Genomic DNA, 24,432 nt, shown 5'->3' on the forward strand with positions numbered 1-24,432 from the left:
GCTACGCTCCGTGACATGACCGAGGAACTGGGCCTGCGGGAGCGCAAGAAGCTCCGCACGCGGGCGGCGATCTCGACGGCGGCGATCGAGCTCTTCCTGGAGCGCGGGTTCGACGCCGTCGGGGTCGCCGAGGTGGCGCGGGCGGCCGAGGTGTCCAAGCGGACCCTGTTCGCCTACTTCCCGACCAAGGAGGACCTGGTGCTGCACCGGTTCGCCGACCACGAGACCGACGCGGCGGACGTCGTCCGCGCCCGGCGGGCCGGCCAGGGGCCCCTGGCCGCGCTGCGGGAGGCGTTCCTGCGGGGGCTCGAAGCCCGGGAGCCGGTGACGGGCCTGTGCGACGCCCCGGCTGTCCTGGCGGTGTTCCGGCTGGTCACCGGAACCCCGGCGCTGGTGGCCCGGCTGGCCGGGTTCACCGGCGCGGGGGAGGCGGCGCTGGCCGCCGCGCTCGGCGAGGCCGGCGTCCCGGCGCTGGACGCGAGCCTGGCCGCGGCGCAGATCGTGGCGGTGCGGCGGGCGCTGGCCACGGCCAACATGGACGCGGTCGCGGCCGGTGTGCCCGCCCGGGTGCGCTTTACGGACGCCGTCGCGGCGGCCGAACGGGCGTTCACCCTGCTGACGTCCGGAGCAGGCTTCCCGTGAGGCGCCCGATCATGACGGATTCACGGCCCGGACCGTGAAAAACACACGGTATCCCCGGGCTTCCCGAAGGTAGACTGCGAAAATTCCTGAAGGGACACCGGAGCCGGCGGGCTCCGGCGTCCCCACCGGACCGCCGCCGCGGTTCCAGCGCACCGAAACACCGGGGGACCCGCGTCCGACTGGGGGTGGCGCGGGTCCCCCGAGCCCGACGATCTTGACAGTCCGATCGCGCCACTCGTAATCTGGGTGTTCCGCCGTCATGCCGAATTTTTCGTTCCATGACAAGGCGGTTTCACGGTGAAAAGATTCTTGCTGATCTCCTGCGCGGTGGCGGGACTGGTGGTGGCGGGGGCCGGAATTTCGGCCGCCGCGCCCGGCGGTGTTTACGACGTCAAGGACTACGGCGCCAAGGGAAACGGGTCCGCCAACGATTCCGGCGCCATCGACAAGGCGATCGCGGCGGCCGGTGCGGCCGGCGGCGGCACCGTCCGGTTCACCTCGGGGAACTACAAGTCGGCGAACACCGTCCACTTGAAGAGCAATGTGACGATCCAGCTCGACGCGGGCGCGACGATCACCGGGTCCAGTGCGGACACCTACGACAAACCCGAGTCGAACCAGTGGGACGAATACCAGGACTACGGCCACAGCCACTTCCACAACGCGATGTTCTACGGCGACAAGCTGACGAACATCGGCTTCACCGGCGCCGGCACGATCGACGGCGGCGGCAACCTCATCACCGGCAACCCGAAGTCCGGCGAGGCCGACAAGATCCTGTCCCTCACCCGGTGTGACGGGCTGACGCTGTCGGGCATCAAGCTGCGGCGCGGCGGCCACTTCGCGGCCCTGATCAACGGCTGCAAGAACGTCGTTTCGGACCACCTGACCATCGACACGGCGAGCGACCGCGACGGCTGGAACATCATCAGCACGACCAACGTCACGATCACCAACGCGACGATCGCGGCGAACGACGACGCCCTGGTGTTCAAAAGCGACTACGCGCTCGGCGCGAAACTGCCGAACGGGAACGTCACGGTGACCGGCGCGAAACTGTCGGCGGTCTGCTGCAACGCCCTGATGTTCGGGTCCGAGACGTGCGGTGACTTCACCGGCTACCAGTTCTCCGGCATCACGATCACCGGCGCGCACAAATCGGGCATCGGGATCGTGTCGATGGACGGCGCGAAGATTTCCGACGTCCACTACCGCGACATCACGATGTCCGGGACGTATTCGCCGATCATGATGAAGATCGGCACGCGGAAGCGGTGCGGGAACAGCCCGGGCGTCGGCTCGATCAGCGGCATCACGTTCGACAACGTCACCGGGACGCACACCGGCACGAACTTCAGCCCGACGATCTGGGGCGCGGACAGCGGTCACCGCGTCTCCGACGTCACGTTCACCGGCGTGAAGCTTTCGGTGCCGGGCGGCAACGGGACGATGGGCACGGGCGTGCCGAGCAACACGGCGACGGACTACAACCCGAAGAGCATCGGCACCCGCCCGTCGTACGGCTGGTACGTGCACTACGCGGACGGCATCCGGTTCGTGAACAGCTCGGTGGAGTTCGCCAAGGACGACGGCCGCCCGGCGAGCATCGTCAACAACAGCTCGGACATCACGTTCGACCACTTCACGGCGGAGAAGGGCTCGAAGAGCCCGTTCGACATCGGCTTCCAGTCGGTGACGGGCTACTGCGTCAAGGACTCGGCAACCACGTCGGGCTCCGCCCTCCGCATCAACACCTCGAGTTCCACCTCAACCTGCTGACAACCACCCGAGGCCCCTTCCCGCTCCGCGGGAAGGGGCCTCTCGCTGTGATCAAAGCGTCGACTCGCGTGATCGAAGGGTCAACTCGCGTGATCGAAGGGTCGACTCGCGTGATTGGAGGGTCGACTCGCGTGATTGGAGGGTCAACTCGCGTGATTGGAGGGTCGACTCGCGTGATTGGAGGGTCGACACGGGTGCGCTCGCCGGCTCCGCCGTGTCGACCCCTCAATCACGCGAGTCGACCTCCCAATCACGCGTGTCGACTGCTCAAGCACGCGTGTCGACCCTTTTCGCACATGACGAAGGGGCCCCGGCTGGTTGGCCGGGGCCCCTTCTGCGGCGTGACGGGGGTCAGTGGCTGTACTGCTCGTTCATGATCAGGAAGGCGCCGAGGCCGTGGAAGTCGTTGGTCTTGCGGGCCCGGCCGTAGTAGTAGGACAGGTCTCCGACGTTGGTGCCTTCGCAGATGTCGGTGATGTTCGTCAGGCCGTCCGACCCGAGTGACACCTTGCGGAGCACGCCGGCGTAGCCCTTGTCCGCCACCGCCTGGTAGGACGACGGCAGGTAGCCGCGCTGGACGCCGCGGGCCATCGTGAACGTGTACATCGACGACGCCGACGTCTCCAGCCAGTTCTTCGAGTCGCCGCCGCGGTCGACGACCTGGTACCAGCGGCCGGTCGAGGCGTCCTGGTACCGCTGGTAGCCGGCCGCCAGGAACCGCACGACGTCGATCAGGGCCGGCCGGCGCGGGTGGTCGGCCGGGAGGACCTCGAGGATGTCGATGGTGGCCATGCCGAACCAGCCGATCGCCCGCGCCCAGTGGTACTTCGAGTGGTGGCCGCTCCCGGACGCCCACGACTCGGAGCCGTCCTCGTCGTAGGCGTGGTAGAGCAGGTTCTTCGCCGGTTCACGCAGGTGGCTGAAGTACACGACGATGTTCTTCGCCGACTCTTCGAAGCAGTAGTCCCCGTCGCCGAACGCCGCGCCGTACAGCGCGAGGAACGGCTGGGCCATGTAGACGCCGTCGCCCCACAGCTGGCCGACCTTGCTGGTGGCGTGGAACATACCGCCGTCGGACGTGCGGGGGTAGGACGGGAAGCGTTTGCGCAGCTGGTCGGCCGCCGTCTTGTACTTCTTGCGGCCCGTCTCCGCGTACAGCAGGGGCAGCATCTGGCACGAGCGCATCGAGTCGAGGTTGTTGAAGCTGTTCGAGATGCCGCTGTCGGTGATGAACCGGTCGTACCACGCGACGATGTAGTCGAGGTACTTCTTCTCGCCGGTGCGCTTGTAGAACAGGTACTGCCCGTAGAGGTACAGCCCGAGGGTGTAGCCCCAGCCGCCGATCTTGTCGGGCGTGTAGCGCTTCATCGTCGAGTCGATCACCGCGCGCGACCAGTCCGTGGGCGCCGTGCCGCCGATCGGGGGCAGCCGGTCCGCCGCCCGCGCGACGGGACCCGCCGCGGCGAGCGCGCCCAGGGCGCCGAGGGTGCCGGCCAGGACCGCGCGCCGGGTCGGGCGAAGGGGATGTTCGGACATCGTCGTCCTTTCGTGCGCTGAGGCTTGTTCTGGTCAGGCCGCCGCACCCCGCCCACGCACCGCAGCCGGGCTGCAAAGTCATGCGGCGGCCGACGGCTGAACAAGCCTCACCGGCCCCGCGACGCGGTGGAAGGGTGGCCGGGATGCCGATCCGCCGTCCGTCGGCATCCCGACCAGCTCTGGGGGGCGCGGCGTGCTGCCCGTGTCGCCGGAGCGATGGTCTCGAAGCGAAAGCGCTTCCGGAGAAAACATCTACTCGCCTCCGGGAGGCCGAGTCAAGAGAGATCGGATCTCTCGTGTCATATATCAGATATTTAACCCGAACGGCCGCAACACTGATGTACCGGCCAGCGAAACTCCGCGGAAAGGTCGGATCTAAGCCTTGACCAGCCGTTGCGGCGAGGAGTACACCACCGGATGGACCAGACCAATGGAGGTCTTCATGGCAGACAGGTTCCTCCGCCGGGTGCTCGTCGCGTGCGCGTCGATGCTGGCGGTGTCCGGGCTCATCGCCGCGCCGGCTTCGGCCGACCTGCAGAAACCCTCCCAGCAGTGGCTGCGCGACAGCCAGGCGGGGCTGTTCCTGCACTGGGGCATGCGCACGTCCCCCGGCTACACCAGCTGCAGCGCCTGGGAAAAGGCGATCACCGACGGCGGCTGGAGTCCCGCCTACTGGGTCACCGAGGCCAAGAAGCTGCACGCGTCCTACCTCGTGCTCGCCTCCTTCCACAGCCGCCTCGGCTACTCGCGGGCCTGGCCGTCGAAGATCCCGGGCAGCTGCAGCACGAAGCGGGACTTCCTCGGCGAGCTGATCGCCGCGGCGAAGCCCCAGGGCCTCAAGGTCATCCTCTACATGACCAACGACGCCCAGTGGCACGACGAGGGCGGCCACGAGTGGCTCGACTCGGACGGCTACTCGAAGTACAAGGGCAAGTCCGTGAACCTCGACAGCCAGGACGGCTTCGGGCAGTTCAGCTACGACAACTTCTTCGAGGTCATGAAGAACTACCCCGATCTCGGTGGCTTCTGGATCGACAACGACAACGCCTACTGGGAGTCGCACGACCTGTACCAGCAGATCTACCAGCAGCGGCCGGACTACCTGCTCAGCAACAACAACGAAGACACGCCGATCATGGACACGATCAGCAACGAGCAGAAGACCGGCATGACCCCGTCCTACGACTACCCGCAGGCGACCTACACCGCGATGCCGCGGCTCACGGAGGCGTGCTTCAAGCTCCCCGACACCGGTTCGTGGTGGTACGGCGGGTCCAACTCGGCGGTCAACAAGATGCTCAACATCGGCCGGTTCGTCACGAACTCGGGTTCGTCGATCAAGTCCCTGATGGCCGAGACGGCGATGGTGAACGGCAAGTTCCCGTCGAACCAGGAGGCGTTCAACAACTTCGCGAACACCTACCTCGACGCGATCTGGGAGTCCCTGGGCGGGACCCAGGGCGCCGGGTACATGTACGGCGGCATGCAGCCGGGTTTCTGGAACGACGGCGCCCACGGCGTCATCACCATCAAGGGTGACACGCAGTACGTCCACGTCCTGACCAAGCCGTCGGGGAGCACGCTCAAGATCCGCGACAACGGCTACCGCATCCGCCGCGTCACGAACCTCCGCACCGGCGCCGAGATTGCGTTCAGCCAGGGCGGCGGCAGCCTGACGCTCACCGGTCTGTCCGGCTGGGACACCTACGACACGGTGTTCAAGGTCGAGACGGCGGGCCGCACCGGCACCTACGACCCGAAGACCGTGACGCTCAAGGCGAGCGCGTCAGCCAGTGGACACAGTGGACAGTCCGCGAGCGACGGCGACTACCTCACCTACTTCGACAACAACAAGACCCTCCCGGTCAACCTCGACTACGACCTCGGGACGGCGAAGAAGGTGCAGTACCTCGGCATCAACCAGCGGGAGGACTCGGTCAGCTACGCCCGGTCGGACAGCGAGCAGTCGGCGCGGATCAAGGCGTACAAGGTGTTCGTGTCCGACGACGGCAAGGACTGGGGCAGCGCGGTGAAGTCCGGGACGCTGCCGAGCCACCGCGGCGTCCAGTTCGTCGACCTCACCGCGGTGAACGCCCGGTACGTGCGGCTGCAGGTCACGAGCACGTACGCCGCTTCGAGCGACAGCTCGCGTTACAAGCGGCTGCGGATCGACGAAACCTGGGTCGGCTCCGACTACGCCACCGCGGCCGGCTGAGGTGATCTGAGCGGGCGGGCCGCCCAGCCGCCCCCGACGCGGCTGGGTGGCCCGCCCCTCAGGCCAGCAGGTCCACGGTCAAGGCCGCGGTCCAGCTGAACGAGCGGGTGCCGTGCCCGGCGCCGGTGAGCGGGTCGACGTACTCCGCGAAGCCGGTCCGGGAAGCGGTTTCGACGAGGTCGTCGCGCAGCCGCGCGGCCAGCGCGTGCTCGCCGTGGCGGAGCAGGCCCTGCCGGATCAGCCAGCCGACGTTGAACCACGACGGCCCGCGCCAGTAGCGGCCGGGGTCGAAGCCCGGCGCGGTCAGGTCGTGGCTCGGGATGCCGTGCACCCGGCCGAGCCGGAAGCGCGGGCCGGTCGCGGCCGCCACCAGGGCGGGGGCGACCGCCAGGTCCGGCAGGACCAGCGGCAGCAGGCCCGCGCACGTGTACTCGGGCATCAGCGAGCCGGTGCGGACGTCGCGGGCGAAGAAGAAGCCGTTGTCCCACAGCGTTTCCTGCAACGCCTTCTCGATGCGTGCCGCGGCTTCGCGGTGCGCGCCGGAGGGCAGGCCGAGCTCGTCGGCGATCGCGGCCAGCGCCAGCTCGGCGTCGGCCAGCAGGGCGTTGAAGCCGGGGTCTTCCACGACGAAGTCCCCGAAGGCCCGGTACCCGCTGTCCCGGTAGTCCGTGGCGAGCCGGACGTACCGGCCGTAGTCGTCGTCGCCCGGCCGGTCGGCGGCGTCGCCGTGCGCCAGGTCGCGGCGGACGAACCCGGTGGCGGGGTGCACGCGCGAGAGCGGGCCGTCCCAGGCCGGGCTGTTGTCCATGCCGGATTCCCACGGGTGCACGATCGCCACCAGCCCGCGGCCGCCCGCGTCGCGGTGCGTCCGCAGGTAGTCGTGCCAGGCCACGAGCTTCGGGTACAGCGCGGCGAGGAACCCGTGGTCCGGTGCGGCCTCGTGGACCGCCAGCGCGGCGCGCGCGTGGACCGGCGGCTGGACCAGCCCCGACGTCCGGCCGGCGCGCCAGAACGACGGCCCCGGGAAGTACGCCTCGGGCGGTGTCGCCGGGTCGAACACGATGTGCGGGACGCGGCCGTCGGGCCACTGCGCGGCGAACAGCGTCAGCAGCTCGCGGCGGGCGCGGGCGGGCGCCAGGTGGCGCAGTCCGAAGGCGATGAAGGCGGAGTCCCAGCTCCACTGGTGCGGGTAGAGCGAACGCGAGGGCACGGTGGACGCGCCGAGCCAGTTGCCCGCCAGGACAGCCTCGGCCCGCTCCCATGTTACGTTCATATGTCCAATCTATCTCCGACTTGTGTCTTGTCAATGGACAAAAGTCCGAAGGAGGCCGCGGGATGACGAGCGCCGGGGAGCTGCTGCAGCTCGTCCGGACGGGCCAGGCGAGCACGCGCAAGGCCCTCCAGGTGCGCAGCGGGCTCTCCCGTTCGACGCTGACCGCGCGCCTGGAGCAGCTCCAGACGGCGGGCCTGCTCGTCGAGGGCGACCACGAGGACTCCACTGGCGGCCGTCCGGCGCGGCAGCTGCGCTTCGACGACGGGCACGCCGTCGTCCTCGCCGCGAGCGTCGACACGACGCACGCCGAAGCGGCCGTCACCGACCTGGCCGGGCGGGTCCTCGCGCGCCGCGCGGGCGGGTTGCGGGTCGCCGACGGCCCGGAGCCGGTGCTCGACCGGATCGCGGGGTGGTTCGAGGAGCTCCGGGCCGAGGCGGACCGGCCGGTGTGCGGCGTCGGCGTTTCCGTGCCGGGCCCGGTGGAGCCCGGCCGCGCCCGGGTGCGCCGGCCGCCGATCATGCCGGGCTGGGACGGCTACCCGATCGACGCCTTCCTCGGCGCGCGGTTCGGCGCCCCGGTGCTGGTCGACAACGACGCGAACCTGATGGCGCTGGGCGAGCACCGGGCGCGGTACCCCGGCTCGGCCGCCCTGGTCGTGGTCAAGGTGTCCACCGGTATCGGCGCCGGCCTGGTCCTCGGGGGCGAGGTCTACCGCGGGATCGACGGCGGTGCGGGCGACATCGGCCACATCCGCCTCCCGGAGCACCCGGAGGCGCAGTGCCTGTGCGGTTCCCGCGGCTGCCTGGCGGCGGTCGCCGGCGGCGGCGCGCTGGCGGCGAGGCTGACCGAGCTCGGCCTGCCGACGGATTCGGGCTCGGGCGTCCGCGACCGGATCGCGGCGGGGGAGCCGGCGGCGGTCCGGCTGGCCGAGGTGGCCGGCCGCCAGGTGGGGGAGGTGCTGGCGACGCTGGTCTGCGTGGTCAACCCGGGTGTGGTGGTGATCGCGGGCGACCTGGCGGAACCGCACTTCGTGGCCGGTGTGCGGGAGGTGCTGTACCGCCGGGCGCTGCCGCGGGCGACGCAGAACCTGCGCGTGGAAATCGGCGGCCGTGGGGAGGGAATGGCGGTGGGCGGGGCGGTGGCGATGGTCGTCGACGCGGTGTTCGCGCCCGCCGAGGTGGACCGGCGGCTGGCGTGACGGCCGAACTACCGTCACCGGGCGGACTGTCCCGAGTGGACGGAGCGACCGACTTTAGTAGGTGGCGGGCGGCCGTCGAGCGTGGTCCGCGATACCGCCACGAACCGGACTTAAGGCCCAGCGAGTAATATACCTCGCGTTTTTCCCGCGACAAATCGGATTTCCGTACCACCGTTCACGGGCCGCGAATTCCTGTCCACATAACGGTTCCGCAAGCACTTCCCGGGAGCGGAACACCGATCTAGTCTCAGCCGGTGTTCCAAGGCCCATTTCCTGGGGGCCGCTTTCGAAGAGGGAGATTTCTGTGCGAAGAAGCTCCACCCTGCTCCTTTCGCTCGCGGTGGTGGGTGGCCTGACCGGCACCCTGCCGGCCACGGCGTCCGCGCAGGGGCGTCAGGACATTCCGCAGTCGCACCCGTTGTGGGCGAACGCGCAGGCGAAGGTCGCCGACACCGCGCCCGCCGCGAAGCTGAGCTTCCGGGTCTACCTGAACCAGCGCGACAACGCCGGCGCCGAGGCGCTGGCCCAGGCCGTGTCCGACCCGGACAGCGCGACCTACCGGCAGTACCTCAGCCCCGACCAGGTACGCGACCGCTTCGCCGCCAGCGACGCGACCGTCAACGCGGTCAAGTCGTGGCTGACCGGCAACGGGTTCAGCATCGGCGAGGTGCCGTCGAACCGCGCCTACGTCGAAGCCACCGGCACCGCCGCCCAGACCGAGAACGCGTTCGCGGTCGACCTCGGCAAGTACCGGGTCAAGGGCCAGACGCTGCGCGCCGCCGACAAGAACCTGTCGGTGCCGGCGAACCTGGCCGGCGACGTCCTCGGGGTCGTCGGCGTCGACCAGGCCACCAACCTGTTCAAGCCGGACCACGCCACCGGCTCGGGGACGCCGTCCGACGTCCCGCCCGGCCCCGGCTTCCGCAACGCCCGGCCGTGCAGCGCCTACTACGGCGAGAAGATCGACACCACCGATCCCGCCTACAACGGCAAGCAGCTGCCGTACGCCCCCTGCGGCTACACCCCGGCGCAGCTGCGCTCGGCCTACGGCGTCGACAAGGTCGGCGCGGACGGCAAGGGCACCACGATCGCCATCGTCGACGCGTTCGCCTCGCCGACCATCTACTCCGACGCGAGCACGTACGCGAAGAAGAACGACCCGCAGCACCCGCTGAAGCAGAGCCAGTTCTCGCAGCACGTCTTCCCGGTGAACCCGGACCTCGAGCCGCCGGACCAGTGCGACGCGGCGGGCTGGTACGGCGAGGAAACCCTCGACGTCGAGGCTGCGCACGGTCTCGCGCCGGGCGCGAACATCCTGTACGTCGGCGGCTCCGACTGCCAGGACAACTCGCTCGACATCGCGCTGAACTACGTCGTCGCCGGCCACAAGGCCGACATCGTGTCGAACTCCTACGGCGACACCGGCGAGGACATCCCGGCCGACGAGGTCAAGGTCTTCAACCAGATCTCGCTGCAGGCGGTGCTCGAGGGCATCGGCGTCTACTTCTCCTCGGGCGACAACGGTGACGAGGTCGCGCGCCTCGGCACGCCGTCGCCGGACTTCTCCGCCTCGGCGCCGTGGATCACCGCGGTCGGCGGCACGTCCATCGCCATCGGCAAGGACGGCAAGAAGATCTTCGAGACCGGCTGGGAGACCAGCAAGTCGACGCTGACCAACGGGGTCTACGGCCCGGCGCTCTACACCAGCGGTTCCGGTGGCGGCACGAGCCGCCTGTTCACGCAGCCCTTCTACCAGAAGGGTGTCGTGCCGGACGCGCTGGCGAAGAAGAACCAGACCGGCAACACCAAGGGCCGGGTCGTCCCGGACATCTCCGCGGTCGGCGACCCGAACACCGGTTTCCTGGTGGGCCAGACGCAGACCTTCCCGGACGGCGCCTACTACGACCAGTACCGGATCGGCGGCACGAGCCTCGCGTCGCCGGTGTTCGCCGGCATCATGGCGGTGGCCGACAGCTTCGACCACTTCCACCACGGCTTCATCAACCCCGTGATCTACAAGCTGACCTCGCGCACCCCGGCGATCAGCGACGTGAAGCACGTGGACGCCGCCGTGGCCCGCGTGGACTACGCGAACTCGGTCGACGCGTCGGACGGCCTGCTCCACTCGGTCCGGACCCTCGACTACCAGGGCCTGACCATCCACACCACCCCGGGCTACGACGACGTGACCGGCCTCGGCACCCCCAACGGGCTGCTGTTCCTGCTGCTCGTCTAGTTCAGCACCACCGTGAAGGCCACGCCGGATCCCTCGGCGTGGCCTTCACGGCTTTCCGGCGAGGGGGATGACGGCGGTGACCGTGGTGCCACCCGGGGTGCTGGTGACGCAGAGGTCGCCGCCGAGGGCCTGGACGCGGTCGCGCAGCCCGGTCAGCCCGGAACCCCCTTCGGGGTCCGCGCCGCCGACGCCCGCGTCCCGCACCTCGACCCGCAGCTCGGTGCCGGTCACCGCGATCCGGACGTCGGCGCGCTCGGTCCGCGCGTGCTTCAGGGCGTTGGTCAGCGCCTCCGACGTCACGAAGTACGCCGTCGCCTCCACCGCCGCGTCGAGCCGTGGCACCGTGCCGACCGCCAGGGCCACCTCCATCGGGATCCGGTCGGCCAGCGACCGGACCGCCGCGACCAGCCCCGCCTCGGTGAGGATCGCCGGGCGGATGCCGCGGGCCAGCTCGCGCAGCTCGGTGATCGCCGTCTGCAGCTCGTCGACCGCGCCGGCGAGCAGCGCCCGGATCTCCGGTGGCAGCCCGTCGCCGGACCGGCCGGCCATCCGCAGCAGCAGCACGACGCTGACCAGCCGCTGCTGGGCGCCGTCGTGGAGGTCGCGCTCCAGGCGGCGGCGCTCTTCGTCGCCGGCCGCGACCAGCCGCGCCCGCGACGCCCGCACCTCGGCCAGCCGCTGCTCCAGCTCGGCGGTGAGCCGCTGGTTGTCCAGGACCAGCCCGGCGGCCGCGCTGAGCGCGTCGATCGACCGGCTGTCCTTCCACACCTCGTCGTCCTGCACGAGCGCGGCCAGCCCGGTGCCGTCGCGCTCCAGCAGCAGCCGGACCATTTCGGCGTGGCCGACGCGGGCGCGCATCACCCCGGCCAGGAACGCGAGCGGCCAAAGGCAGAACAGGATCCGGTACGCCTGCAGCAGCGGCTCGGACAGCGGGTGCGCGTCGCCCAGCGCCGTGCCCGCGCCCGACGTCAGCGCGCCGGCCAGCGCGATCACCACCACCGGCGACAGGAGCCGGCGCTGCGGCAGCCGCCCGGTCAGCCACCGGTAGAGCAGCACGACCACCACGCCCGCGCTGATCGCCGACGCGGCGAGGCCGAGCGCGCGGCCGACCACGGGGGTGGCCTGCGAGTCGGCCGTGACGGCCAGCAGGTCCCGAGGGTCGTCGTCGGTCAGCAAGCCGACCACGCCGATGCCGAGCACCACGACGTACGCCGCGGCCACCAGCAGCCGTTCCCACCGCGAGCGGAGCCTGCCGTGCGGGAACGCGAGCACCAGGTGCGCGATCACCGGGCTGGACGCGGCCCGCAGCGGCACGGCGATCGTGTACAGCACCGGGTTCCGCGTGAACTGCAGGTCCTCCAGGAACAGGGCGACGCCGGCGAGGGCGATGAGCACCCCGATCGGGTTGGCCGGGCGCCGCACGTGCGCGACCGCGCCCGCGAGCAGGAACAGGAACCCGGTCGTGGTGCTGAGCGCGGTGTCGAGCGCCGGGTGGGTGCCTTCGCCGGCTTTGAGCGTCAGCGCGACCACGCCGAGCGCACACCCGGCGGCGAGCAGGGCGGTCATCGCCGCGGTCCGTGGGTGCTGCACTCGGCGACCCTCCCGATGGGTCCTGGCCCGTGGGTGACGCAGTCCGGTAACGGCTAACCGTGATTCGTCCGTTCGGGCCGTCGCGTTACACCACGCGGCTGCGCTTTAGGGTGATCGGCGACAGGAGGCAGGACATGAGCGGACACGGCTTGGACGCCGAGGTCTTCGGCGGGCGGATGCCCCGTGGCGGCGGGGACCTGGCGATCGAAACCCACGGCATCGCGCCGGTGCCGGCGGGCAACCGGTTCGGTCGCCCGTGGCGGCTGTTCAGCGTGTGGTTCGCGCCGAACCTGACGATGACGGCGGTGTTCACCGGCACCCTCGCGGCGTCGCTCGGCCTCGGGTTCTGGACCGGCCTGGCCGCGATGCTCGCCGGCACCGTGCTGGGGTCGCTGCCGGTGGCCTACCTCTCGACGTGGGGCCCGCGTACCGGCACCGGCCAGCTGCCGCTGGCCCGGCTGCCGTTCGGTGGCGGCGTCGTGCTGCCCGGGCTGGTGCAGTGGCTCGGCTCGATCGCCTGGGACGCGCTGGTCGGGCTGTTCGGCGGCGACGCGCTGGCGGAGCTGACCGGGCTGCCGTTCTGGGCGGCGGTGCTGATCGTGCTGGTGCTGCAGTGCACGCTCGGCGTGTTCGGCTACGCGCTGATCCACCGCGTGCAGGCGGTGATGAGCGTGCTGCTGGTGCTCGCGTTCGCCGCGCTGACGGTGAAGGTCCTCGCCGGGCACCCGATCGCCACGGCGGACACGGCCTCGGGCGCCGACCTGGCGGGCGGCGTCGTCCTCTTCACGACCGTGACGTTGTCGCTGGCGATCTCGTGGGCGCCCTACGCCTCGGACTTCAGCCGCTACCTCCCTGCTTCGACGTCGTCCCGCAGCGTCTTCCGGGCCACCCTGCTCGGGCTCGTCGTCTCGTACGCGATCGGCGAGGGCCTCGGGCTCGCGCTGGGGTCGTCGCTGGGCGACCAGACGGCGAAGGGCGTCGCCGGTCTGCTCGGCGGCGGGTTCCTCGGCGGGCTGGCGCTGGCGGTGATCGCGCTGGCGGCGGTGTCGTCGAACGCGATGAACGACTACAGCGGCTCGCTGGCGCTGCAGACGGTCGGCGTCCGGCTGCGGCGCCCGGTGTCGGCGGTGGTCGTCACGGTGCTCGCGTTCGCGCTGATCCTCTGGATGCACAGCGGCGACCTGTCGGCGAAGTTCGAGAACGTGCTGCTGTTCGTCAGCTACTGGATCCCGCCGTTCCTCGGCGTCGTCGTCCCGGACTGGCTCGCGCGCACCCGCGGCGGCCGCCCGGTGGACGTCCTCGCCTCGGTGTCCGTGCGCCCGTGGGCCGCGGTGGTGGCCTTCCTCGTCGGGTTCGGTGCGGCGGTGCCGTTCATGAACACGACCCTCTACACCGGACCGGTCGCGGCGGCGCTGCACGGGGCGGACCTCGCGTACTACGTCGGTCTCGTCGTTTCGCTGGCAGCGTATTCGCTGCTCCGCGGCCGCGTTGACCTCAAGTAATGTAGAGGTTTCACGATGGTGTGGTACCCCTCGAAGGAGGCACCATGCCCACCGCACTCGTCACCGGCGCGTCCGCCGGGCTGGGCCGCGCGCTCGCGGCCGCCCTGGCCGGTCGCCAGTGGACGGTCATCGGCACCGGCCGCGACGCGGCGGCGCTGGAATCGGTGGCGCAGGAGATCGGCTTCACGGCCGTCCCCGGCGACGTCACCGACCCGGCCCACCGCGCCGCGCTCGCCCGTTCCGAGCTCGACCTGCTCGTCAACAACGCCAGCTCGCTCGGGGTCAGCCCGCTGCCGCCGCTGGCCCGCTACCCCCTGGCGGATCTGGAAGAGGTCTACCGCGTCAACGTCTTCGCGCCCCTTGCGCTGACGCAGTTGCTGCTGCCCGCGTTGACCGCGGCCCGGGGCGTCGTGATCGACGTCAGCTCCGACGCCGCTGTCGAGGCGTACGAAGGCTGGGGCGGCTACGGCTCCGCGAAGGCCGCGCTCGACCAGGTGACCGCCGTCCTGGGTGTGGAACACCCGGACCTGTCCGTGTACGCGGTCGACCCGGGCGACCTGCGCACGGCCATGCACCAGCGGGCGTTCCCGGGCGAGGACATCTCGGACCGGCCGCTGCCGGAGACGGCCGTTCCGGCGTTCCTGCGGCTCCTGGACGAGCGCCCGCCCAGCGGCCGCTACCGCGCCGCCGACCTTCTGTCCATCCATGCCCCCACCGCCACCCTCAACGGAGGCGCTGCGCGCCCGGAGTTTTCATGAGCATGAACGTCCAGTTCGACCTACCGCCGGACCTCTCGGCGTCAGCGCCACCGGAGGCCCGCGGCTTGGCGCGCGACGGCGTCCGCCTGCTGGTCGCCTCGCCCGAGAGCGTCCACCACACGGTGTTCTCGGCGCTGGGGGAGCACCTGCGGCCGGGGGACCTGCTGGTCGTCAACACGTCCGGCACCCTCCCGGCCGCTGTCGACGCCCGCCGGGACGGGCGCCCGATCGTGGTCCACTTTTCGACCTCGCTCGACGACGGTTCGTGGGTCGTCGAGCTGCGCGCTCCCGGCGGGCCGCTGCTCGACGGCCGCCCGGGGGAGCGGCTGGAGCTGCCTGCGGGCGCATCCCTGACGCTGCTGGCCCCGGTGGTCCCGGGCGCGGCCCGGCTGTGGCGGGCCGAGGTACCGCAGGAGGTGACCCGGTTCCTGGCCGAGACCGGCCGGCCGATCCGCTACGGGTACGTCCCGCGGGCGTGGCCGCTGTCGGACTACCAGACGGTGTTCGCCCGCGAACCGGGCAGCGCCGAGATGCCCTCGGCGGCGCGCCCGTTCACGCCGGCATTGGTGACCGGCTTGGTGACGGAAGGGGTGCTGTTCGCCCCGCTGCTGCTGCACACGGGCGTGTCGTCCCCGGAGGCGGGCGAGCCACCCCAGGCCGAGCGTTTCCGCGTCCCGGCGACGACGGCGGCGCTCGTGTCGTGGGTCCGTGACCGCGGGGGCCGGGTGATCGCGGTGGGCACGACGGCCGCCCGCGCGCTGGAGTCGGCGGCCTCGGACGGTGCCGTCCACGCGGCCGAAGGCTGGACGGACCTGGTCCTGGGCCCGGACCGCCCGGCCGCCGTGGTGGACGGCATCGTCACCGGCCTGCACGCCCCGGACGCGTCACACCTGCTGCTGCTGGAGGCGGTCGCCGGGGCGGACGTGGTCCAGCGGGCGTACGACGCCGCCGTGGCGCGGCGGTACCTGTGGCACGAGTTCGGTGACGTGTCACTCCTGCTGCGCCACTGAACCGCTACTGACGCACCTCGGCCTGCCGGCGCGACCGGATCAGCGCGGAGACCGTCACCACCGCCACACCCAGCCCGACGCCGCTGACGATCGACGCCACCAGGCTCGCCGTCCCGGTGGCCAGGCCGAACGCCCCGGCCAGGTACACCGGGATGGAGATCGCCACCGGCAGCCAGTTGCGCAGGCTGAACGCGCGGTCCGACGCCACCCACAGCACCAGCGTCACCGCCGCGGCGGTGACGACCGGGATCGCCCACACCACCAGGCCCGTCACCGCGTCCATGCCGAGTGACCTGAGCCACTCGAACGACGCCTGGCCCAGCCCGATGAACAGCAAGACCAGCGCCACGCGGACGCCGGTGGCCCCGTGGCCCCGTCGAGGTGCGGTGCTCGTCATGACTTCCTCCCGTATCCGTGGTCACCCATACCACGTCCGGGTGACGCGAGCGGTTGCCCGCGCCGGCGACTTTCTCCGCGGGCGCTAGGGGCCGTGGCCGCCGATGTCAAGAAATCTCACGAGGTGTCCCGGGATGCGGATGGCTATGCGCCTGAGTGGGTGACCGTGCGAACCTCGCCCGGACACCGACGAAAGGCGATGCTGACGTGCGCACCTCCCGGAGAACCCTGGCCTCGGCGCTGGCCGCCCTGACCTTCGTGGGCGTGCTCGCGGGCTGTTCGCGCGCCGACAGCAGCACGGCACCGGCCGCCAACGAGGGCGCCGCCGGCGAAGTCCGCGTCGGGTACTTCCCGAACGTCACGCACGCCCCCGCGCTGATCGGCGTCAAGAAGGACTTCTTCAAGAACGAGCTCGGCTCGACCAAGCTCACCACCCAGACCTTCAACGCCGGCCCCGAAGAGGTCAACGCCCTGCTCGGCGGCTCCCTCGACGTCGCCTTCCTCGGCTCCGGCCCGGCGATCAACGCCTTCACCAAGTCCAAGGGCGCCATCCAGCTGGTCTCCGGCGCCGTCTCGGGCGGTGCGCAGCTGGTCGTCAAGCCGGACATCACCGGCGTGGACCAGCTCAAGGGCAAGAACATCGCGACGCCGCAGCTGGCCAACACCCAGGACGTCGCGCTCAAGAAGTTCCTGGCCGGCAAGCAGCTGACCGGGCAGGTCAAGATCACCAACCTCGACAACCCCAAGACCCTCGACGCGTTCAAGAAGGGCGAGGTCGACGGCGGCTGGCTGCCCGAGCCGTGGGCGTCCCGGCTCGTGCTCGACGCCGGCGCGAAGGTCCTGGTCGACGAGAAGACGCTGTGGCCGGGCGGCCGCTTCCCGACCACCGTCGTGATCGTGCGCAGCGAGTTCCTGCAGCAGCACCCGGACACCGTCCGCGCGATCCTCAAGGGTGAGCTCGCCGCCATCGACTGGGCCAAGGCGAACCCGGCGGACGCGAAGACCGTGGTCAACGGGGCGCTCAAGGAGCTGGCCGGCAGTACCCTGAGCGCAGCGGTCCTGGACCGCGCCTTCTCCGGCATCGAGCTGACCACCGACCCCATCGCCGCCGAATTCCCGCAGCTCGCGCAGGACTCGGTGACGGCCGGCGTGGTGAAGTCGGCCGTGGCGCTGAAGGGCTTCGCCGACTTCGGTCCGCTCAACGAGGTGCTGAAGGCCAAGAACCTGCCCGCCGTCGACGCTCCCGAACTGACCAAGTGATCCGGAGAGGCAGCCGAAGATGACCACGACCCTCCCGACCGGCCGTACCAGTTTCACCGGCGCGACCGCGGTGCGTCTCGACGGCGTGCGCAAGACGTTCGGCACCGCCGGCCGCGCGGTCGTCGCGCTCGACGGCGTGGACCTGACGGTCGCGCCCGGCGAGTTCGTCTGCCTGCTCGGCGCGTCCGGCTGCGGCAAGAGCACGCTGCTGAACCTGGTCGCGGGCCTGGACGCGCCGTCGGCGGGCGAGATCACGCTGAACACGTCGCGGCCCGCGGTGATGTTCCAGGAAGCGGCGCTGATGCCGTGGCTGACCGCGGCCCGCAACGTCGAGCTGCCGCTGCGGCTGGCCGGGTTCGGCCGCGCCGAGCGCCGGGCGAAGGCCGCCGAGCTGCTGGAGCTGGTCCGGCTGACCGACGCGGGCGGCAAGCGGCCGCACGAGCTGTCCGGCGGGATGCGGCAGCGGGTGGCGCTGGCCCGCGCCCTGGCGGCGACCCTGCGCGTCGGCGGCGACCCGGAGCAGGCGCTGCTGCTGATGGACGAGCCGTTCGCCGCGCTCGACGCCATCACCCGCGACGTCCTGCAGGGTGAGCTGCTGCGCGTCTACCGCAGCACGGGCACGTCGGTGCTGTTCGTGACGCACGACGTGCGCGAAGCGGTCCGGCTGGGCCAGCGCGTGGTGCTGCTGTCGTCGCGGCCCGGCCGGGTCGTGCGCGAGTGGACCGACGTGCCGCTGGCCGACGCCGAGGAGCTGACCGAGGAAATCACCGGGCACCTGCGTGAGGTGATCAGCACCCATGCCGCAGCTTGACCGGTCCGCCGAGGCCGACCTGGATGCGGTCGGCGCCGGACTGGATTCGCTCGACGCCCCCGTGGGCGAACGCCGTCCCGGCTTCTGGAAGCGGTTCGCGTGGGGGTTCCTGCCGCCGGTGGGCGCGCTGGTCCTGCTGGTGGTGGTCTGGCAGATCCTGTGGGCGGCGGCGTTCTGGCCGGAGTCCCAGCTCCCGTCTCCGGCGGCGGTGTGGGGCGAGTTCTGGGGCATCGTCGCCGATGGCCAGGTGTTCGGGTTCGTCTGGACGTCGGTGCACCGGGCGGCGCTCGGCTTCCTGGCTGGGGTGCTGATCGGTACCCCGCTGGGGCTGGTGGTGGCGAAGGTTCGCGTGGTCCGGGCGGCGATCGGGCCGTTGCTGACGGGGCTGCAGAGCCTTCCGTCGGTTGCTTGGGTTCCGGCGGCGATCCTGTGGTTCGGGATCAATGACGGGGCGATCTACTTCGTGGTGTTGATGGGGTCGGTGCCGTCGATCGCCAACGGGCTGGTGTCGGGGATCGATCAGATCCCCCCGATCCTGCCTCGGGTGGGTCAGGTCATGGGGGCGAATCGGTTGTCCTCGGCCCGTCACATCTTGTTGCCTGCTGCGTTGCCCGGGTTTTTGGCGGGGCTGAAGCAGGGATGGGCGTTTTCGTGGCGGTCGTTGATGGCTGCTGAGTTGATTGCGCTGTCGCCGCAGCTGGGGATCGGGCTGGGGGCGTATCTGAATCAGGGTTCGTCGTTCAACAGCATGGAGACGGTTATTGCGGCGATCTTCCTGATCCTGCTGGTCGGCGTGGGGATCGAGCTCTTGGTGTTTCGCCCGTTGGAACGGGCTGTGCTGCGGGCTCGGGGGCTTACTTCGTCGCTTTAGGGTTTTACTGATGTCCTCGCCGGACGGGCAGGCTCTGGGATGACCACCCAGCTTGTTCTGAGGGCGGGCGCGTCGTCGCTATAGAAGAGGCATCACGCGTGTCTGGAGGGGGCATCGCGATGATGCCCTCCCAATCACGCGTGATGCCCTCCCAGACACACGTGATGCCCGCTCAAGCACATCTACCGGCCTAGCGGGAGCGGCGGCCGCCTGCGCGCGTGCCGGCCGAGAACGCTGCCGCGCCGCTTCGGCGGTTGGGTGCCGCCGGTGCTCCGGGCGTGCCTCCGCCGCTGCGGCGGCCGGCCGCCGGGGCTGCCGAGCGGGCGGTTCCGGTCGTCTTGGCCGCGCCGGCCGAGCGGCGCTGACCCTGGCCACCCCGGCTCGCCGTTGTCGAACGCTGCTGCTGGTCCTCGCGCCGGGCCTGGCCGTTGGCGCGCGAACGCTGGCCGCCGCGGTTCTCCTTCGGGGCCGTGGAGCGGCGGCCGCGGCCGCCGCCGCCCGGGGCTGCTCCCGTTGCCGAGACCTTCTTCGGGCGGTTGTCCACCGCCGGGGCCTTCGAGAACGTTCGCTCGCCCGGGGCCAGCTCTGCCAGCAGCGGGTGACCGGGGCCCAGCTGGGTCGTCGTCGGCTTGATGCCCGCCTTGCGCGTCAGGTCGCGGACGTCCCTGACCTGCGCGTCCGTCATCAGCGTCACCACCGTGCCCGACGCACCCGCGCGCGCCGTGCGGCCCGAGCGGTGCAGGTACGCCTTGTGCTCCACCGGCGGGTCCGCGTGGATCACCAGGCGGACGTCGTCGACGTGGATGCCGCGGGCCGCGATGTCCGTTGCGACCAGCGTGCGGGCCGTTCCGGACGAGAACGCCTCGAGGTTGCGGGTCCGCGCGTTCTGGCCCAGGTTGCCGTGCAGCTCCACCGCCGGCACGCCCGACGCCACGAGCTTCCGCGTCAGCGCCTTCGCGCGGCTCTTCGTCCGCGTGAACACCAGCGTGCGGCCCGGTGCCGCCGTCAGGTCGACCAGGACCGGCAGCCGGTGGGTCTCCTCCAGGTGCAGGACGTGGTGCTCCATCGTCGACACCGGCGACTGCGCCGAGTCGACGCTGTGCGTGATCGGGTCGTTCATGAAGCGCTTGACCAGCACGTCGACGCCGTTGTCCAGGGTCGCGGAGAACAGCATCCGCTGCCCGCGCGACGGCGTCGCGTCCATGATCCGCCGGACCTCGGGCAGGAAGCCGAGGTCGGCCATGTGGTCGGCCTCGTCCAGCACGGTGATCTCGATGGCGTCCAGCTTCACGTGCCCGGAGCGCATGTGGTCGGCGAGCCGGCCGGGGCAGGCGACGACGATGTCGACGCCGTCGCGCAGCCGCGTGATCTGCGGGTTCGCGCTGACGCCGCCGAAGATCGTCGTCACGCGCAGGCCCAGCGGCTTCGCCAGCGGCAGGATCGACGCCTCGATCTGCGTCGCGAGCTCGCGGGTCGGCGCCAGGATCAGCGCGCGGGGCCGGCCCGGCTTGCGCCGCGTCGGGCCCTCGGCGAGGCGCGCCAGCACGGGCAGCACGAAGCCGTACGTCTTGCCGGAGCCGGTGCGGCCGCGGCCGAGGACGTCACGTCCGGCGAGGGTGTGCGGCAGGGTCGCCGCCTGGATGGGGAAGGGCTCGGTGACGCCCTGTGAGGCCAGCGCGGCCACGAGGGGGGTCGGCAAGCCGAGTTCAGCGAAAGTGCTCATAAGTCGTGCGGGCACGCGAATGCCCTGGTCTCCGTAACCTGAGAAGGGTTGTCCTGCCCGGCGCAGACCGGTCAACGGCCGCGGCGCGTGGTAGTCGACAACAGCAGCGGGCCGAGGCAGAACTGAGCGGCCCGCATGATCAGTATAGCGGGAGAGGGTGACGTACCCCCAGTGAGATTGCCCGCACTCGCGCGGCCTTGCTAAGTTACCGGTCGGTAATCGAGGAGGACGACCATGCTGCTGAACCCGCGCGAGTACGACCCGGCGCACTTCGACGCCGAGACGCGGCGCCTGCTGCGCGCCACCATCGACTGGTTCGAGCAGCGCGGCAAGGCGAAGCTGACCGAGGACTACCACAACCGCACCTTCTACGCGGACTTCATCGAGTTCGCGGGCAAGGAAGGGCTGTTCTCGACGTTCCTGACCCCGGCGGCGAACGCCGGCGGCCACCCGGACAAGCGCTGGGACACCAGCCGCGTCGCCGCGCTGTCGGAAATCCTCGGCTTCTACGGCCTCAACTACTGGTACCCGTGGCAGGTCACGATCCTCGGCCTCGGCCCGGTGTGGCAGAGCGGTAACGAAGCTGCCCGCCGGCGCGCCGCGGACGCGCTGGACGCCGGCGGGGTCGGCGCCTTCGGTCTGTCCGAAAAGGACCACGGCGCGGACATCTACTCGTCCGACATGGTCCTCACCAAGGACGGCGACGGCTACCGCGCCACCGGCTCGAAGTACTACATCGGCAACGGCAACTGCGCCCGCACGGTGTCGGTCTTCGGCCGCATCGACGGCGTCGACGGCCCGGACCAGTACGTCTTCTTCTACGCCGACTCCGAGCACCCGGCCTACCACGTCGTGAAGAACGTCGTGCCGTCGCAGATGTACGTCGCCGAGTTCCGGCTCGAGGACTACCCGGTGCGGGCCGAGGACATCCTCCACGTCGGCGCCGAGGCCTTCAGCGCCGCGCTGAACACCGTCAACATCGGCAAGTTCAACCTCTGCTTCGGCGGCATCGGCATGGCGACGCACTCGCTGTACGAGGCCATCACGCACGCGCACAACCGCGTCCTCTACGGCAAGCCCGTGACGGACTTCCCGCACGTCCGGCGCGAATTCGTCGAGGCGTACGCGCGGCTGACGGCGATGAAGCTGTTCTCCGACCGCGCCGTCGACTACTTCCGCAGCGCGAACCCGGACGACCGCCGCTACCTGCTGTTCAACCCGATCACCAAGATGAAGGTGACGACGGAGGCGCAGAAGGTGATCGGCCTGGTCGCCGACGTCGTGGCGGCCAAGGGGTTCGAGGCCGACACCTACCTGGCGATGTCGAAGAACGACATCGACGGCCTGCCGAAGCTCGAGGGCACGGTGGCCGTGAACCTGGCGCTGATCGCCAAGTTCATGCCGAACTACCTGTTCGCGCCGCAGGAGTACGCGCCGGTGCCGACGCGCACGGACCCCGCGGACGACGAGTTCCTCTTCCGCCAGGGCCCGGCGCGCGGCCTGTCGAAGGTCCGGTTCCACGACTGGAAGACCGCCTACGCCGAAGCCGCGCACATCCCGAACGTCGCGCTGTTCACCGAGCAGGCCGGCTACCTGGTCAAGCTGCTCACCGAGGCGGCGCCGGACGAGGCCCAGCAGGCCGACCTCGACTTCGGGCTCGCGCTGACCGAGCTGTTCACCCTGATCGTCTACGGCCAGCTGATCCTGGAGCAGGCCCGGATCACCGGTCTGGACGACGAGGTCGTCGACCAGATCTTCGCGGTGCTGGTGCAGGACTTCAGCGTCGCCGCGGTGGACCTCAACGGCAAGGCGAGCTCGACCGAGGCCCAGCAGGCGATCGCGCTGGCCGCGCTGCGCAAGCCGGTGGTGGACGCCGGGCGGTTCGAGAACGTCTGGGCGCGGGTGCGGGCGCTTTCCGGGGTCTACGCTATGCAGCCGTGACGGCGCGCAAGTACCGGCTGGGCGTGGCCCGCAAGACCGTGAACGTCCTCGTTGCCGCGTGCCTGCGACGCGGCGTTCCGATCGCCGGCAGCACCGGCTGGCTGTTGACCACGCGCGGGCGGCGCACGGGCGCCGACCGGACCACCCCGGTCAACGTGGTCGAGGTCGGCGGCGAGCGCTGGCTCGTGTCGCCGTACGGGCAGGTCGGCTGGGTGCACAACATCCGCGCCGACGCCACCGCCCGGCTGTGGCGCGGCGCCACCCGGGAGACGTGGGAGGTCGAGGAGGCCGACGCCGCCACGGCCGGCCCCGTGCTGCGCGCGTACGTCCGCAAGCTGCCGGTGACAGCGCCGTTCTTCGACGCGAAGCCGGGCGACCCGGCCGAGGCGTTCGCCGCGGAAGCCGATCGACACCCGGTGTTCCGGTTGGCAAGATCGCGGGCGTGAACCGAGCGCGGGCGGCGGAGCTGATCTGGGACGCGTGGCTGACCGGCAAGCGGCTGGACGGCCTCCCGGACGGCGCCCGCCCGCGCGACCTCGCCGAAGGCATGGCGGTCCAGGCGGAACTCGCCGGGCTGGCGGGACCGGTGTCCGGCTGGAAGATCGCCGCGACCACGGTGTACGCCCGGCAGTACCTCGACGTCCCCGGGCCGCTGCCGGGCGCGATGTTCGAACGGTTCCACCACGCCGAGGGCTCGCCGGTCCCGGCGGACACGATGACGATGGGCGTCGCCGAACCGGAGTTCGCCTTCCGGCTCAAGGCCGACCCGGGCCCGTCGCCGTCGCTGACGGCGGTGCTCGACGCGGTCGACACGATGTTCCTGGCCATCGAGCTGCCGGACAGCCGCTACACCGACCACCGCCACGCGGGCGGCCCGCAGCTGCTGGCCGACGCGGCGTGCGCGGGCCGGTTCGTCGAGGGCCGTCCGGTACCGGGCTGGCGCGACCTCGACCTGCCCCGCCGCCCGGTGGTCCTGCACGCGGACGGCGAGGAGTTTTCCCGCGGCAGCGGCAGCCTGGTCCTCGGCGACCCGCGGCTGGCCCTGCACTGGCTGGCGATGGAGCTGCCCCGCCACGGCCGCGCGCTGCGCCCGGGCGACATCGTGACGACGGGTACGGCGACCCCGCCGTGCCCGATCCACGCGGGTGGGCACGTGGTCGCGGACTTCGGCGCGCTGGGAAGCGTGGAAGTGCGGTTCACGTCGCTAGAGTGATCGGGTGCTGACTTTCCGTGCGGGGTTCGTCGGGCTGGCGGTGGTCGTCGCCGGACTTGACGCGGGGTTCTGGATCGTCGCCCGCGGGCCGCGGCCGATGACCGCGCGGATCGGCTTCGTGGTGGCGTTCGTGCTGCTGCTGGCCCTGCTGGCGGCGGCCGCGGGTGTGGTGCGCTGGGAGGTGGCGGCGCCGCTGGGCGCGGCCTCGGCCTCGGGGCTGCTCTCCGTCGGCGCGGCGGCGATCTTCAGCGTGGGGCTGGGGTTCGTGCTGACGGCCGTGGTGGAGGCGGCCCTGGTGCGGCGGCTGGTCCTGGAGGCTTCCCCGCGCGGGTGGCGCGGCGGGCTGTGGCTGATCAGCGGGGCCGCCGCCGTGGTGCCGGTGGTGCTGCTCGCGGTGGGGTTGTTCGCGCTGCGGCAAGGCGGGCCGTTCTGAGCTGACCCGCCTGCAGCAAGGCGGGCAGTTCTGAGGTGACCCGC

Annotated in this window: 20 protein-coding genes; 15 read left to right on the plus strand and 5 right to left on the minus strand. The window is 71.1% G+C overall.

The window, feature by feature from the left end; genetic code table 11:
- Positions 1–15 precede the first annotated feature (15 nt).
- Together AB0J55_RS34755 and AB0J55_RS34760 are read left to right on the plus strand one after the other, a co-directional pair.
- Positions 16–642 carry a TetR family transcriptional regulator gene (locus AB0J55_RS34755; RefSeq protein ID WP_364258413.1) on the plus strand — a complete coding sequence of 209 codons (627 nt, stop codon included), beginning with the start codon at positions 16–18 and terminating at the stop codon, positions 640–642.
- Between the two features lie 297 nt (positions 643–939).
- Positions 940–2,421, plus strand: a complete 1,482-nt coding sequence (locus AB0J55_RS34760; RefSeq protein ID WP_364258416.1) for a glycosyl hydrolase family 28 protein — start codon at positions 940–942, stop codon at positions 2,419–2,421.
- A 351-nt stretch (positions 2,422–2,772) separates the two neighbouring features.
- Here AB0J55_RS34760 and AB0J55_RS34765 read toward each other — a convergent pair whose 3' ends face one another.
- Positions 2,773–3,957, minus strand: a complete 1,185-nt coding sequence (locus tag AB0J55_RS34765) for a glycoside hydrolase family 88 protein (protein ID WP_364258419.1) — start codon at positions 3,955–3,957, stop codon at positions 2,773–2,775.
- A gap of 442 nt (positions 3,958–4,399) precedes the next feature.
- On the opposite strand from AB0J55_RS34765, the gene AB0J55_RS34770 reads away from it, so the two are divergent.
- The gene (locus AB0J55_RS34770; RefSeq protein WP_364258422.1) at positions 4,400–6,172 is read left to right on the plus strand and encodes an alpha-L-fucosidase; all 1,773 of its coding nucleotides are present in this window, start codon (positions 4,400–4,402) and stop codon (positions 6,170–6,172) included.
- Between the two features lie 58 nt (positions 6,173–6,230).
- Here AB0J55_RS34770 and AB0J55_RS34775 read toward each other — a convergent pair whose 3' ends face one another.
- Complete coding sequence (locus tag AB0J55_RS34775; RefSeq protein ID WP_364258425.1) at positions 6,231–7,445, minus strand: trehalase family glycosidase; 1,215 nt, start codon at positions 7,443–7,445, stop codon at positions 6,231–6,233.
- Positions 7,446–7,507: 62 nt separating this feature from the next.
- Between AB0J55_RS34775 and AB0J55_RS34780 the strand changes: the two genes are divergently transcribed.
- Complete coding sequence (locus tag AB0J55_RS34780; protein WP_364258429.1) at positions 7,508–8,644, plus strand: ROK family protein; 1,137 nt, start codon at positions 7,508–7,510, stop codon at positions 8,642–8,644.
- A 304-nt stretch (positions 8,645–8,948) separates the two neighbouring features.
- Positions 8,949–10,880 carry a S53 family peptidase gene (locus AB0J55_RS34785; RefSeq protein ID WP_364258432.1) on the plus strand — a complete coding sequence of 644 codons (1,932 nt, stop codon included), beginning with the start codon at positions 8,949–8,951 and terminating at the stop codon, positions 10,878–10,880.
- Positions 10,881–10,925: 45 nt separating this feature from the next.
- On the opposite strand, the gene AB0J55_RS34790 is transcribed toward AB0J55_RS34785, so the two are convergent.
- Positions 10,926–12,470, minus strand: coding sequence for a sensor histidine kinase (locus AB0J55_RS34790; RefSeq protein ID WP_364258435.1), 1,545 nt, complete (start codon positions 12,468–12,470; stop codon positions 10,926–10,928).
- A 134-nt stretch (positions 12,471–12,604) separates the two neighbouring features.
- Here AB0J55_RS34790 and AB0J55_RS34795 point away from each other — a divergent pair, with 134 nt between their 5' ends.
- From AB0J55_RS34795 to AB0J55_RS34805, 3 genes are read left to right on the plus strand one after another with little or no spacing between them, the layout of a single operon-like run.
- Positions 12,605–13,972 (plus strand): cytosine permease, encoded by a 1,368-nt coding sequence (locus AB0J55_RS34795; RefSeq protein WP_364258438.1) that lies wholly within the window; start codon positions 12,605–12,607, stop codon positions 13,970–13,972.
- A 44-nt stretch (positions 13,973–14,016) separates the two neighbouring features.
- The gene (locus AB0J55_RS34800) at positions 14,017–14,730 is read left to right on the plus strand and encodes an SDR family NAD(P)-dependent oxidoreductase (protein WP_364258441.1); all 714 of its coding nucleotides are present in this window, start codon (positions 14,017–14,019) and stop codon (positions 14,728–14,730) included.
- A gap of 2 nt (positions 14,731–14,732) precedes the next feature.
- On the plus strand, positions 14,733–15,740 hold the full coding sequence (locus tag AB0J55_RS34805) for an S-adenosylmethionine:tRNA ribosyltransferase-isomerase (protein ID WP_364258945.1): 1,008 nt from the start codon (positions 14,733–14,735) through the stop codon (positions 15,738–15,740).
- A gap of 4 nt (positions 15,741–15,744) precedes the next feature.
- On the opposite strand, the gene AB0J55_RS34810 is transcribed toward AB0J55_RS34805, so the two are convergent.
- Positions 15,745–16,137 (minus strand): hypothetical protein, encoded by a 393-nt coding sequence (locus AB0J55_RS34810; RefSeq protein WP_364258443.1) that lies wholly within the window; start codon positions 16,135–16,137, stop codon positions 15,745–15,747.
- Positions 16,138–16,343: 206 nt separating this feature from the next.
- Between AB0J55_RS34810 and AB0J55_RS34815 the strand changes: the two genes are divergently transcribed.
- From AB0J55_RS34815 to AB0J55_RS34825, 3 genes are read left to right on the plus strand one after another with little or no spacing between them, the layout of a single operon-like run.
- On the plus strand, positions 16,344–17,396 hold the full coding sequence (locus AB0J55_RS34815) for an ABC transporter substrate-binding protein (RefSeq protein WP_364258446.1): 1,053 nt from the start codon (positions 16,344–16,346) through the stop codon (positions 17,394–17,396).
- Between the two features lie 19 nt (positions 17,397–17,415).
- Positions 17,416–18,207 carry an ABC transporter ATP-binding protein gene (locus tag AB0J55_RS34820; RefSeq protein WP_364258448.1) on the plus strand — a complete coding sequence of 264 codons (792 nt, stop codon included), beginning with the start codon at positions 17,416–17,418 and terminating at the stop codon, positions 18,205–18,207.
- Entirely contained in the window at positions 18,194–19,078 is an 885-nt protein-coding gene (locus AB0J55_RS34825; RefSeq protein WP_364258451.1) for an ABC transporter permease, read from the plus strand. The genes AB0J55_RS34820 and AB0J55_RS34825 overlap by 14 nt, the downstream gene beginning before the upstream one ends.
- 190 nt (positions 19,079–19,268) lie before the next feature.
- Here the strand turns inward: AB0J55_RS34825 and AB0J55_RS34830 are convergent, their stop codons facing one another.
- Positions 19,269–20,801: a DEAD/DEAH box helicase gene (locus tag AB0J55_RS34830; protein WP_364258454.1), complete on the minus strand. Its 1,533-nt coding sequence runs from the start codon at positions 20,799–20,801 to the stop codon at positions 19,269–19,271.
- Between the two features lie 234 nt (positions 20,802–21,035).
- Here AB0J55_RS34830 and AB0J55_RS34835 point away from each other — a divergent pair, with 234 nt between their 5' ends.
- The 4 genes from AB0J55_RS34835 to AB0J55_RS34850 are packed head-to-tail and all read left to right on the plus strand — an operon-like array spanning position 21,036 to position 24,388.
- Positions 21,036–22,742, plus strand: coding sequence for an acyl-CoA dehydrogenase (locus AB0J55_RS34835; protein WP_364258457.1), 1,707 nt, complete (start codon positions 21,036–21,038; stop codon positions 22,740–22,742).
- Entirely contained in the window at positions 22,739–23,188 is a 450-nt protein-coding gene (locus tag AB0J55_RS34840; protein WP_364258459.1) for a nitroreductase family deazaflavin-dependent oxidoreductase, read from the plus strand. Before AB0J55_RS34835 ends, AB0J55_RS34840 begins: the two co-directional genes overlap by 4 nt.
- On the plus strand, positions 23,185–23,955 hold the full coding sequence (locus AB0J55_RS34845) for a fumarylacetoacetate hydrolase family protein (protein ID WP_364258462.1): 771 nt from the start codon (positions 23,185–23,187) through the stop codon (positions 23,953–23,955). Before AB0J55_RS34840 ends, AB0J55_RS34845 begins: the two co-directional genes overlap by 4 nt.
- 4 nt (positions 23,956–23,959) lie before the next feature.
- Positions 23,960–24,388 (plus strand): hypothetical protein, encoded by a 429-nt coding sequence (locus tag AB0J55_RS34850; protein WP_364258465.1) that lies wholly within the window; start codon positions 23,960–23,962, stop codon positions 24,386–24,388.
- Positions 24,389–24,432 lie beyond the last annotated feature (44 nt).

The sequence above is a fragment of the Amycolatopsis sp. NPDC049688 genome, assembly GCF_040674975.1.
Lineage (GTDB): Bacteria > Actinomycetota > Actinomycetes > Mycobacteriales > Pseudonocardiaceae > Amycolatopsis.

Excerpts from the sequence above, each read along its gene's own strand:
- AB0J55_RS34755 (WP_364258413.1), top strand. The coding sequence starts at position 16 with ATGACCGAGGAACTGGGCCTGCGGGAGCGCAAGAAGCTCCGCACGCGG.
- AB0J55_RS34800 (WP_364258441.1), top strand. The coding sequence starts at position 14,017 with ATGCCCACCGCACTCGTCACCGGCGCGTCCGCCGGGCTGGGCCGCGCG.
- AB0J55_RS34795 (WP_364258438.1), top strand. The coding sequence starts at position 12,605 with ATGAGCGGACACGGCTTGGACGCCGAGGTCTTCGGCGGGCGGATGCCC.
- AB0J55_RS34765 (WP_364258419.1), bottom strand. The coding sequence starts at position 3,957 with ATGTCCGAACATCCCCTTCGCCCGACCCGGCGCGCGGTCCTGGCCGGC.
- AB0J55_RS34810 (WP_364258443.1), bottom strand. The coding sequence starts at position 16,137 with ATGACGAGCACCGCACCTCGACGGGGCCACGGGGCCACCGGCGTCCGC.
- AB0J55_RS34805 (WP_364258945.1), top strand. The coding sequence starts at position 14,733 with ATGAACGTCCAGTTCGACCTACCGCCGGACCTCTCGGCGTCAGCGCCA.
- AB0J55_RS34780 (WP_364258429.1), top strand. The coding sequence starts at position 7,508 with ATGACGAGCGCCGGGGAGCTGCTGCAGCTCGTCCGGACGGGCCAGGCG.
- AB0J55_RS34835 (WP_364258457.1), top strand. The coding sequence starts at position 21,036 with ATGCTGCTGAACCCGCGCGAGTACGACCCGGCGCACTTCGACGCCGAG.
- AB0J55_RS34770 (WP_364258422.1), top strand. The coding sequence starts at position 4,400 with ATGGCAGACAGGTTCCTCCGCCGGGTGCTCGTCGCGTGCGCGTCGATG.
- AB0J55_RS34820 (WP_364258448.1), top strand. The coding sequence starts at position 17,416 with ATGACCACGACCCTCCCGACCGGCCGTACCAGTTTCACCGGCGCGACC.
- AB0J55_RS34775 (WP_364258425.1), bottom strand. The coding sequence starts at position 7,445 with ATGAACGTAACATGGGAGCGGGCCGAGGCTGTCCTGGCGGGCAACTGG.
- AB0J55_RS34825 (WP_364258451.1), top strand. The coding sequence starts at position 18,194 with ATGCCGCAGCTTGACCGGTCCGCCGAGGCCGACCTGGATGCGGTCGGC.
- AB0J55_RS34830 (WP_364258454.1), bottom strand. The coding sequence starts at position 20,801 with ATGAGCACTTTCGCTGAACTCGGCTTGCCGACCCCCCTCGTGGCCGCG.